The sequence below is a fragment of the Candidatus Zixiibacteriota bacterium genome (assembly GCA_026397505.1).
Taxonomy (GTDB): domain Bacteria; phylum Zixibacteria; class MSB-5A5; order GN15; family PGXB01; genus JAPLUR01.
On record JAPLUR010000085.1, the window covers coordinates 1 to 11304 of the forward strand.

The 11304-nt window shown below is 49.9% G+C and carries 11 protein-coding genes; 5 read left to right on the top strand and 6 right to left on the bottom strand.

The genetic code is table 11. From position 1 onward, the window contains the following. Window positions 1-416: 416 nt before the first annotated feature. The 5 genes from NT002_08835 (at window position 417) to NT002_08855 (ending at window position 5329) form a co-directional block, all read left to right on the top strand. Entirely contained in the window at window positions 417-1139 is a 723-nt protein-coding gene (locus NT002_08835) for a hypothetical protein (protein ID MCX6829367.1), read from the top strand. A gap of 68 nt (window positions 1140-1207) precedes the next feature. Beyond that, window positions 1208-1810 (top strand): hypothetical protein, encoded by a 603-nt coding sequence (locus NT002_08840; GenBank protein ID MCX6829368.1) that lies wholly within the window; start codon window positions 1208-1210, stop codon window positions 1808-1810. Window positions 1811-2217: 407 nt separating this feature from the next. Next, complete coding sequence (locus tag NT002_08845; protein ID MCX6829369.1) at window positions 2218-2898, top strand: hypothetical protein; 681 nt, start codon at window positions 2218-2220, stop codon at window positions 2896-2898. 68 nt (window positions 2899-2966) lie between these two features. Continuing rightward, window positions 2967-3596, top strand: coding sequence for a hypothetical protein (locus NT002_08850; GenBank protein MCX6829370.1), 630 nt, complete (start codon window positions 2967-2969; stop codon window positions 3594-3596). Between the two features lie 233 nt (window positions 3597-3829). After that, window positions 3830-5329: a dockerin type I domain-containing protein gene (locus NT002_08855; GenBank protein ID MCX6829371.1), complete on the top strand. Its 1500-nt coding sequence runs from the start codon at window positions 3830-3832 to the stop codon at window positions 5327-5329. Between the two features lie 74 nt (window positions 5330-5403). On the opposite strand, the gene tsaD is transcribed toward NT002_08855, so the two are convergent. The 6 genes from tsaD to NT002_08885 all read right to left on the bottom strand — a co-directional run. Continuing rightward, complete coding sequence (gene tsaD, locus NT002_08860; GenBank protein MCX6829372.1) at window positions 5404-6405, bottom strand: tRNA (adenosine(37)-N6)-threonylcarbamoyltransferase complex transferase subunit TsaD; 1002 nt, start codon at window positions 6403-6405, stop codon at window positions 5404-5406. Next, window positions 6405-7319, bottom strand: a complete 915-nt coding sequence (locus NT002_08865) for a YbbR-like domain-containing protein (GenBank protein MCX6829373.1) — start codon at window positions 7317-7319, stop codon at window positions 6405-6407. The genes tsaD and NT002_08865 overlap by 1 nt, the downstream gene beginning before the upstream one ends. Before the next feature lie 5 nt (window positions 7320-7324). Then, a complete protein-coding gene (locus NT002_08870; protein MCX6829374.1) occupies window positions 7325-7519 on the bottom strand; it encodes a hypothetical protein in 195 nt (64 codons plus the stop codon). 13 nt (window positions 7520-7532) lie between these two features. Next, entirely contained in the window at window positions 7533-9029 is a 1497-nt protein-coding gene (locus NT002_08875) for a VCBS repeat-containing protein (GenBank protein MCX6829375.1), read from the bottom strand. 104 nt (window positions 9030-9133) lie between these two features. Then, window positions 9134-10597, bottom strand: coding sequence for a hypothetical protein (locus tag NT002_08880; protein ID MCX6829376.1), 1464 nt, complete (start codon window positions 10595-10597; stop codon window positions 9134-9136). Further along, the coding region (locus NT002_08885; GenBank protein ID MCX6829377.1) for an amidohydrolase at window positions 10594-11304 on the bottom strand (711 nt) is incomplete at its 5' end. The genes NT002_08885 and NT002_08880, both read right to left, overlap by 4 nt.

The following is an 11304-nucleotide window of genomic DNA, read 5'->3' on the forward strand; positions in this document are numbered from 1 at the left end:
GACTTCCGAAAGCGCAAAGACTATGTTTCTCCTGCTAAAATCTAACTCGTTATACGACATTAGGTGTCTCCTTTTGAATCAGCTTGTAAATCTTAAGGATACACCTCTTGTCGTTTTTACACACTTATAAAGATATTACCCTTTCTTTTGATTATCCAAGAATTCCCTTGACAGAAAGAGGGCAGAACCTTAACTTTCATTCAAGTTATAGGGTTAGTGTTTCTTTGATTTTGCAACTCAACCGGGAATCGACACCAGGATTTAGACTGGCTAATCCACTGTAGGTTGCTCTTTTTTCATCCGAGCAACTTATCAGAAGAGATTGTTATAGCAGGTCTTGATCGACGCGGTAGCCCCTCTGGGGTTTACTCGTTGGTGGTTTTTTCGACAGTTCTGTGGAGCGATGAGTGGCGGCAATGCACCGCGTTTCGGAAGGCAATAGGACTCAGTTGAAGAAGAAAAAATCGGACGGTTGTTCGTACTCGGCCCTGAGTGTCTGGGCGGAGGATTTCATCTTCGCCGGGACATCCGCGGCGTTGCTGCTGGTTGTCTGCCTGTTTCAAAACTACTGGTATCTATCATTTCTGGCGCTTCTGCCCTTCTTCTATCGGATATCGAAATCATCTCTCTGGGGCGCTCTGCGGGTAGGCATGCTATTCGGCATAACCTATTTCCTGAATGCCGAAATCAATACATTGATGATGCAGCCCGGGAGTGCGGTCTTTGATATTTTGGCCGGGATAGCGCTATGCTCCATTCTGGGAGGAGCGATTAACTGGACCGGAAGACGCTGGGGCGCCAATCCGCTGTTCATATCGCTGATCTGGATCGGCTTTCAATTCGCTGTCGGCAGACTTACCGGGGGGAATACTCTCTTCGGGAATATCGAAATTACTCTGCCATTTTTCAATACTCTATCCACTCTCTTCGGCTTTATTATTGTCTCCCTGATTATTGTCATGGCTAACACGCTGCTCCTCCTGGCAGTGGAGAAGGCGTTTGAGCTGGAGGGGAAAAGAAAGCATGCTATCTCCGGCGGTGAAAAGAGCTGGGGATTTCCTCAATACGGATATATTCTGACCGATAGTGCCTTACTCTTGCCTGAAGGCCGGGCTCCTCCGATTATCGTCTTGCTCTGATTTATTAAGAGCATTACCGAATCTGTTATTTTATAATATTTCAAACAACTTAGGAACGGAGGAATGAAATGACTCGCTTATTCAAACTATTATTGGTTTTGTCCGCCTTTGCGGTGGTTCTGGTTTCAACAGCCATGGCCGACACGAAGGATATAGACAAGATAGACTGGAATAGGTATATCACCATTAATCCAAATGACCCTGACGTAACGGCGCTGACAAACGCCACAATTTGGAAATCCCTCGGCACCTCGGATGTCACCATCAGTGAGACAATCGCTACTGGAACGAGCAAATGGTTGGGAATAGCAAATGAGTATTATCCAAACCGTACCAAAGAAATAAGAGTTCTGCTCACGGGCACCAACCTTGATCAACTGCAGTTGACTGATCAATATGGTGTGATTGGCGACTCCAAGAGTTCGGGGGTTTTGGTGTCTACCATTCAACACACCGCAACAACATTTGAAATGAAATTGCGGTTTAACCCGCAGCCGTCATGGGAAGTACTGAAGTTGACTTCCACAGGCAGCGTGACTATAACCAAATTCTATCTCGATTCGCAGTGCCCCGTACCTACACTCACTCAGTATGGTCTGGGCGTTTTGGTGCTGCTTTTGATTGCCACGGCGTTTGTGGTTTATCGGCGTCGCCACAGAGTGATTGCATAGTTTCCTCGTAAGGCAACTAAGAAGGGCGGCATTTCAATTGCCGCCTTTTGTTTTGGGCACCGCAAAACAGATTCCAAATACTCCTGAAATTTTTCTGCGCGGGTCGAGATTTTGCTTGACAGACAAGGGGCAATTGCTTAAATTATAATCAGATTTAGGGAAATTTACATCATTGATTTTCAATCCAACCGGGGACTGACTTCGCTTTTTGTGTTGTCTGGTCTGCGGTGGGTTACTTAGCCCTCACCTGAGCAACCGGCCGGAAGAGACAGTCACTATAGGTATCGGTCGGTGCGATCTCGCGATGAACGGGTTTCTCGCCGCTGATCCTGGCGACATTGTTGTGGAGTGGTCGAGAGGTAAGGATGCATCGCATTTTGGCGGGCAGTCATAGTCGATTGATTAAAATGCAAGGGATCGGTCATTCACGATTCGCACTGAGCGTGTGGGCGGAGGATTTTATCTTTGCCGGAACATCCGCGGCGCTGTTGTTGGTTGTCTGCCTTTTCAAGGATTACTGGTATCTGTCGTTTCTGGCGCTTCTTCCCTTCTTCTATCGGATATCGAAATCATCTTTCCGGAGCGCTCTGCGGGTAGGGATGCTTTTCGGCATGACCTATTTCCTGAATGCCGAAATCAATACATTGATGATGCAGCCCGCAAGGGCGGTCTTTGATATTCTGGCCGGGATAGCGCTATGCTCCATTCTGGGAGGGGCTATTAACTGGACAGGAAAGCGCTGGGGCGCCAATCCGCTATTCATATCGCTTATCTGGGTTGGCTTTCAATTCGCTGTCGGCAGACTTACCGGGGGGAATACTCTCTTTGGAAATATTGAAATTACACTGCCGTTTTTCAATACTCTTTCGACTCTGTTTGGTTTCATCATCGTTTCGCTGATTATTGTAATGGCCAACACCTTGCTTCTTCTGGTGGTGGAAAAGGCGTTTGAGCTGGAGGGGAAAAGAAAGCATATTATCTCCGGCGGTGAAAAGAGCTGGGGATTTTCTCAATACAGATATGTTCCGACGAATAGTGTCTCACTTTTGCCTGAAGGCCGGGCTCCTCCGCTATTCGTAATGCTCTGATTGATTAAGAGCATTACCGAATCTGACATTTTGTGATATTTCATAAAATTTAGGAACGGAGGAATGAAATGACTCGTCTTTTGAAAATAGTATTGGTCTTGTGCGCCTTTGCAGTGATTATGTCCTCAACAGCTTGGGCCGACACAAAGGAAATAGAAAGTATAGACTGGGATAGATATAAAGCCGATACATATCCGGGGAAGGATACACTGGGCGGTTCTCCCTGGGGAGATAGTCTGATAGTTGACGACTTCACGAGTGGTAAATTAAGGACACCGATTGAATTCAATGGCAGTCAAACTAAATGGCTCGGAGTAGATAATATCCCTGTGTCAACCAACATCAAATATCTGACAGTTTGGCTACGGGGTTCTCATCTTGATAAATTGAAGTTTGATTCCGCATATGGTGTGATCGACGGAGTAGAGAGGCCCGGAGGGAACCTGACTACTGTTGAACATCATCCAGAGGCTATCAATTGGACATTATATTTTCTGCCTCAGCCGGATTGGGAAGTAATCGGAGTTACTTCAACGGACCCTACAGACACTGTGGAAATAACGCATTTCTATGTTTCTAATCACTGCGTTGGAGCGCCTGTACCCAGTCTGACCAAGTACGGCCTCGGCGCATTGGTGCTGCTTCTAATTGCCGCGACGATTTTTGTTTATCGGCGTCGCCACAGAGTGATTGCATAGTTTCCCTGTAAGGCAACTAAGAAAGGCGGCATCAAAATGCCGCCTTTTGTTTTGCCCCAGGTGCAGAGTCAGTTATTGGTATTGACAAATCGGGGTAAGATTGGTATCTTTAAATGTTGAATAAATTACTTCATTTTGTTTTTTGCTTATATCTATTTCCGGAAGGAATAGCCGAAATATAGACTACTGCTAAGGGATTCTTAAAACCACTAACCTTTACCATGGGAGGAAAAATGAACCCCGCCCAGAAATCCCTTAGGTTTTCCAAAGCCCTTGCGGTCGCTTTTTTCCTGACCGCGGCTTTGATTTTGCCCGCCTTGGCCGTTTCACCGGCTTCACACTCTACGGCTGTAGCTCCCGATATAAGGGGCGATCTGAATCTCAACGGCATACCGTACGAAATTGGCGACGCCGATATCTATGCCGAGTATTTTGTAATCGGCCTGGCGGCGTTTACGATTAATCTTGAGGCCCAGATTGCCCAGTCGGATGTCAACCGGGACGAAATAACCCTCTCTTGCGCTGATTATCTTGAATTGCTGCGGATAATGAAAGACAGCGCTCTTCCGGCCAGCGTTCCGCCTGATGCCCCGGCCGGGATTATTGCCGGGGAAAAAGGAATTTATGACAACAGTTTGACCCTTTGGGGTTGGTTCGACCACAACAAGATATCGAGGATGAAACTCTATTTTTCGGTTACCGACCGATTTTGCGATTTCTGGCTTTTTCCGGCCTCGGGACAAATGCTCGAGGAGAGTCGCTATGTTATCTGCAATGTGATTGATGTGGATCTGAATGACCCACAATTTACTTTCCCGGCCAACAGTCTGACAAGATTCCTGCTGATGGGATGTTTTCATGACCCCATTTCTTTTTATATGGCGGTGGCTTATGATTCCACCGGTAAGATGTATAACCTGGTTCCCGGCCCGTTCGATCTCGGTGACGTGAATTTGAACGGCTTGCCTTACGAACTGGCTGATTTTATCATGATGCGCGATTTCATAATTTATGGCGACTCGGTCTTGATATTCTCCCCGCGCGAGCAGATAATGGCTTCCGAAATTGACAACGACAAAGTCCCGATGACCCTGAACGACCTGACTTATATGGCGCGGGTTATCGGTGGAGAGATGGTTCCCGGCGAAACTATTGACTCGCCCATTACCGGCCAGCTGGCCTTTTTATTGTCGGCGGGAAAGATTGATATCGGCGGGGGATTTGACAGTCCGGCAGGGGCGATGCAAATCAAGTATTATGCGCCCGGAATCGGCGCTTATTCGATTATGCCCGGCCCGGCAATTTCCTCCATGGAGATAAGCTATGACATTGTCCATGATACGCTCGATATTCTGATTTATAGTTCAGGTACCGGAAAGATATCGGGCCCGCCCGACAATATCATGCAGATAACATTCAGTGGCACTCCTCCCACTTTCGATACTGTTTATGCCGCCGGATACAAAGCGGAGAAGGTCCTCCTCAACCTCGATATTTGCGATAATCTGCCGGGCGACTGCGATGGGCGGAGGGGAATAAATATCAGAGATATAACCTATCTGATCAATTACCTGTATAAAGTGGGCCCGGCGCCGTTGCCGCAACCGGTCATGTCGGGCGATGCCAACTGCAATTGCACGGTAAATATTCAGGATATCACTCTTTTGATAAATTATCTTTATCGTCGAGGCGATCCCCCCTGCTCCTGCGCCGCCTGGCGGCTCGGCTGCTGAGGAATTAACTCGATTTATGGATGCGTTGGGCGGAGCCACCGTCGTAAGCGCTCGGTTCTGCCTTCGCAGTTTCGCTATACGAGCTTCAAATACGGCACGGCGTTCACCGACCAGTCCGAGGGACCATCCATCTGATACCGCTTGAAACCGGCCGCCGCAATCATGGCGGCGTTATCGGTGCAGAGTTCCGGAGGCGGGAAGAAAAACCGGGCGCCGATATGAGTAAGCTTCTCCTGCATCATCTCTTTCAGGCGGCTGTTTGCGGCCACTCCACCCGAAAGTGTCACCGCTTTTATATCAAATTGCTCGGCAGCTCGGACGGTTTTGCTCACCAGCACCTCCAGCGCCGCCTCCTGAAACGAGGCGGCGATCTCGGCGCGGTGCAATTCCAATTCATTTTCGGGAAGATCGCGAATATGCAGGGCGACGGCCGTCTTAAGGCCGGAATAGGAGAAATCAAAACTGTCTTCTTTCATCACGCCGCGCGGAAACCGGAAATATTTACGATTTCCGATTTTCGCCAGCCGGTCGATCTCGGCGCCGCCCGGATAACCAAGGCCGAGGATTTTGGCCACCTTATCGTACGCCTCGCCGACCGCATCATCTTTGGTCTGCCCCAAAACCCGGTAATGGCCGAAACCGTCAACCAGCACCAGCGAGGTATGCCCGCCGGAGATAATCAGGGTCAGATGTTTCGAGGAGAGGTCGTGATGCACCAGAAAATTGGCCGCCACATGTCCCTCGAGATGATTGACCGCCACAAACGGTTTATTCCAGCCGAAAGCCAGCCCCTTGCCGAAATTCAGCCCCACGAGCAGTGCCCCGACCAGTCCCGGCCCATGGGTGGCGGCAACGAGGTCGATTTCCTCCTCCGAAACCGCCGCCTTATCGAGCGCTTCACGGTACACGGCGATAATTGCTTTCAGATGTTCGCGGCTGGCCAGTTCCGGCACCACCCCCCCGTACCCCTTATGCACCAGTTGGCTCAGGATAATATTGGAGAGAATTTCCCGATCATCCCGGACGACGGCCACGGAGGTCTCATCGCAGGAGGTTTCTATACCCAGCGTTAACATTATCTTTTGATTATTCTTACCGAATCGACCGAAAGGTGCACCAGGGAGATACCATCGGGAAGATGAACCTGCACCGGGGCCAGCCCGCTGTTGTCGGCTTTCCTGTAATCGACCAGCGCCATGATATGATTCGATTTGAGTGAATCGATCGCGGCGGCGGTTCCGGCGGCTCGGACCTCAATCATGGGCGGAAACAGATCATACCTGCCCCCTATCGGGGAATTGCCAAGTTTCAGCGGGATATCGGCGAAGTTTCTTGTTTTCACCGGGACAACCTGGACAAAAATATCAACCGTGTCCGGCTGAATCACCATGCCATAGACGCCGGGGTGCTTCAGTGGAATTCTGGTAGAGACATTCTTGCGGGCCTTTTCAAAGGCCACTTGCTCGGTCTGTATCTCATTCACACCGGCCAGAAGAGTATATGGGCCGGTTATAGTGACCATGGCCGGGCTTATTGAATCGGCGCCTCTGATGCCGAAACCATCGGCGGGGACAACGGTTACCTGTGAGCGCACCATGACTCGCTTTTCGGTTTTTCGATCCAGATCGACCTCAATCTCGCGGGGTGAAATCACCTCGAGCATTTCAACTTTTTCGGTCTTGGCCAGACTGAGATTATCGGGGCTGATTTCCACTTTGAATCGCCCGGTGCGATTGTTGCCGAGAATCAGTTTCAACCCCACCTTTTTCCAATTGCTCTGCATAAGTTTTTTGCCGGTGGCGGCCACCAGCACGGTCACCGAATCGGGCGGCGGTTCCGATAAAATCAATTTCCCCGGAACAACGACCTGAGAGAGCGGAAGAGTCGCTTCTTCCTGATATATCTTATTAGTGGCGACATGAAACCAGAGGAGGAAGGCCAGAATCAGGGCCGCCAGTTTTACCCAGAGATTCTCGAATATTTTCGGCATAACCCCTATTTGGTCGAAACGCCGATCTGTTTCCCGTAGCTTATTTCACCGTTGTCGATTCTGATGGAAAAGCCGCAATCGGGATTGGAGCAGACCCACGCTTTGTAGGTAATTGTGGCGCCCTCCCGGCCATAATCGGATAGGGGAAGCAGCCGCCCCATGTTGCACTTGAGACAATTAGGAAATTCAAAATCTGACATGTTATATCCCTCTTTAAATTTTATTATTTTTATTCCTGAGAACCGTCAGGCGATCCAGCCTGCCGCTCAGATTGTGTTCAATGATCAGGTCGTAATATCTTCCCTGATTGAGATGCAGAGGATGTATTTCCGATGGGTGGTCGAGCGGAATTTCAAGGTCTGCCTTTCTCGACAAAAATTCCCCGTTTCTTCCCCAAAAGAACTGAATTCGCCCGCTGCCGGGGGAAAAAGCGAGGTCCATGAGACCATCGCCGTTATAATCGGCGGTCCAATCCAGAGTTATCTCCTTGGTCGGAACCGGTTGATTGAAATCAAAGCGGAATTCATAATTGATTCGCTGGGCCGGCTCGTCCTCCGGAAAACCATTATTCAGCGGATAGATCAGAAGATGAAGGTCGGCCTTTTTCATCAGCAGCATTTTGGTCGCGGCAATGGCCCCCAGTTCAACCGCCGGCACAACCAGCTCCCCGCGACCATCGCGGTTATAATCATTCAAGATTAAATTGCAGTGTGAATCGGAAAGGCTGATTTCCTTTTCAAGCTTCGGCCCAATCCGTCCTTTCAGGTCAGCCGGATAAAACCGAATCTTTGTTTCGGCGCTGATAATGCCGCCCGAGCTGAAAGTGCAGGCGACATCCGGCCGCTTATCTCCATTATAGTCGACCAGCCGACTCTGCACAAAGGCATCAATGTTTTCGGGAAAAAGATTCAGCTCAAAATCAGATGTCTGTGGAAAATTTCCCGTGCTGTCCTGGAAATAGCCGCAGACTTTCCTATCCCAGAGGAAATACAGGTCAGGCCGGCCATCAAGATTGCCATCGGCGGCAGTTATGGATGCCAGACCGATATTTATTCCCGCCGCCCCCAGCCCCGAGAAATTGCTGAAAGATCGTTCGGCAATCTGACAGAAAACCGGTATGGAGAGTTGATTGAGTATCTGGTAATTACCATCATCGCCGCGCTCGAATACAGAGTACCCCTTGGGCGAGGGGACGATTATTTCCAGACCGGGGCTTGCGACCAGATCATAAATGAAAGCGTCAGTAACAATTCCATGAAAAAGCGGGAAAGAATAGAGCGTGCTCAGGCGAATCAATCGGATCGGGCCGGCAATTCCGGCGGCGGGTGTCAATTTGAAATTGGAAACACCATCGGCGTCAATAAAGACAATTTCCGAGCGCCCATCTTTATCGATATCCGCAGCATTGACCTGAACCGCGGTCGGCGGCAGAGTTATCAGGTAATCGGTGCCCGAACTGAAACCGGCGGCTCCTTTCTGCATATGAAGTCCTATATAGCGAATATTCGCATCACCGGCCGGTGAGTAAATAATGGCAACATCAATGGCCTGATCGCCGTTGAAATCGCCGGTAAGATAATTATGGATTTCCCCCTCAACCTCAAGATTGTAAAGGTCAAAGAAGCTCTGGTCGGCCGAATGTGACAGACCGGAGGAAAAGAAAATCAACCACACCGCAAGAATAAACAGATTTTTGATTTTTGAAGGCATTATTTTTCCAGACCGCCTCACCAACCCAATTATAATTCTTCTATTAAAAGATAATTAATTTGCGGTTGCTGTTCAACTGCATTTTTTCTGTCCTAGGGCGAAGGTCAATTTCCCAAAGAGGGGTTCGCATACCAGAAACGGGTCAATCCCCGGTCGGTTCCGACCCATAAATAGTCGCCGTCAAAAACCAGGCTGTGAATTTCATTGGATATCAGGCCATCCTCGGTCGTGTAGAGGGCATGACGGCTTCCCTCCCCGTCGAAGATAAGCAGCAGGCCGCCCGGCGTTCCCACCGCTACGATGCTGTCTTTGAGAGCCACGGCGCGCACCCCGCCGTAACTGCGAACCTCGGGAAAAGAAGCAATATCACCGGTGGCGCGGTCTATCGAGACCATTTCCTCATCGGATATCAGCCAGATTTTTTCGGAATCATGCACTATATCGAGAATCCTGTTCCAGGCCGCTTCCGGGGCCGTCAGATGGGTCAGCTTGCCGGTACTCAAATCGAGCCGGTAAGTTCCCCGAGAAGTACCAATCCAGAGATCCCCATCTATTTTCTCGAGAGATAATATCGATAAAGAGGGAAGCATCGGTCTCGTTTTTGCAAGTGTCGAATCCGGCTGGACACCAAGAAGTCCCAATCCATATTCGGTCCCGGCAAAAATCGTATCGCCCACAGCCAGGACCGAAAGAATGCGATTATCCGGCAATCCGCTCCGGCGATAAAGCTGGTCTTTTATTTTACGCTCCTTTTTGTCGACCACCAGCAGGCCGTCGTCGGTAGCAACATAAACAGCATTCCGCCCGACAGCCAGGTCATTAATATTGTCCGCCGAAAATAGCAGACCTCCCTGTGTTTCTATAAAATCAAAACTATTGTTGCGCCAGTCAAAGATAGTTATGCCGGTGCGGTGGTCAGCCTCCGCCGGGCCGGCCATCCAGAGAGAACCGCTATCCAGGGTCATGGCGGCGATATTCGCCTGCAGCAAACCGTAGCTAAGAAACTCGAGCCGCCGGTTGTTTCTACCGGCCTGCAACGCCCCCACTCCCCAGGAACCTACCCAGAGATAATTCCAACCGTCATCGACAATATCGGTCAGGGGGAAGCGTCGGCCTGTTTCATCCACCAGCACTCCCGCCGGCAGATAATTATATCCGGGCGGCGGAAAAAAGAACGGATCTGCTTTCAGGTGCTGAACGGTGACCGGTTCATCGGGGATGCTGTCGATCGGCGTCCAGCGCTCGAAAGTACGATTATATTCATAAGAACCGGATTCGGTCCTGACCCAGACATATTGATCATCCTGAGACACCTTCATTTCCCGAATTTCCTTGCCCACCAGCCCGTCAATACCTGTCAGCGGGTCAGCCCACTGATCCCCGTTTATTTTATAGCGAATGACCCCGTTGGTAGTCCCGAAGTAGACATAATCAAAACCTACGGCAATCGAGGTAATAAATCCGAAATCACTGTAATTCAGTACCTGATTGGGCAGAATCTCCGCGCCGGAGAGGGCATAGAAGAACAGGAGAATGAAGATGAAAATCGCCGGAAGGCGGGTCATCATAAAGACCTTTCGAAGTACTTCAAGACAGACCAACTCAGAAGAGCGGTTCCGAAGAAAATACTCCTTTCATCGGCAATGAAGTCCGAGGCATGCCATGGTCTATTGGCGCCGATTCTATTATTCTTGACTCCCAGCCGGAACATCGCCCCAGGGATTTTTTCAAGATAGAAGGCAAAATCCTCTCCCCCCATGCTCTGCGGCGACTCTATTATCCGATTTCTTCCGAATAGATCCCGGCAGGCATCGGCAAAAATCAGGTTGGTCATTTTATGATTTGAGAGAACCGGGTATTGAGCGATGAAATCAAGCTCATATTTGGCCCCGCGCGCCCGGCAGATACCATCGACCGTCCGCCGAATCAAAGCCGGTATTCTCTGCAGGCTATCCGGCGACAGTGTCCGGGCGGTTCCCCGCAGGACAACTTTTTCGGCAATCACATTGCGGGCGGTGCCCCCTTCAATGGAGCCGAAAGTGATAACGATCGGCTTGAGCGGATTTATTTCACGCGAGACAATTTTCTGAATAGAATTGACAACTTCGGCGGCAACCACGACGGCATCAGTGGCAATATGCGGTCGGGCGGCATGCCCCCCCTTGCCCATAATGGTGATATCAAAATCGGTCACCGAGGCCATGATCGGCCCATCGCGCAAACCGATTTTGCCGGTCGGCACGCTCGGATCGGTATGGAGACCGAATATCATTTC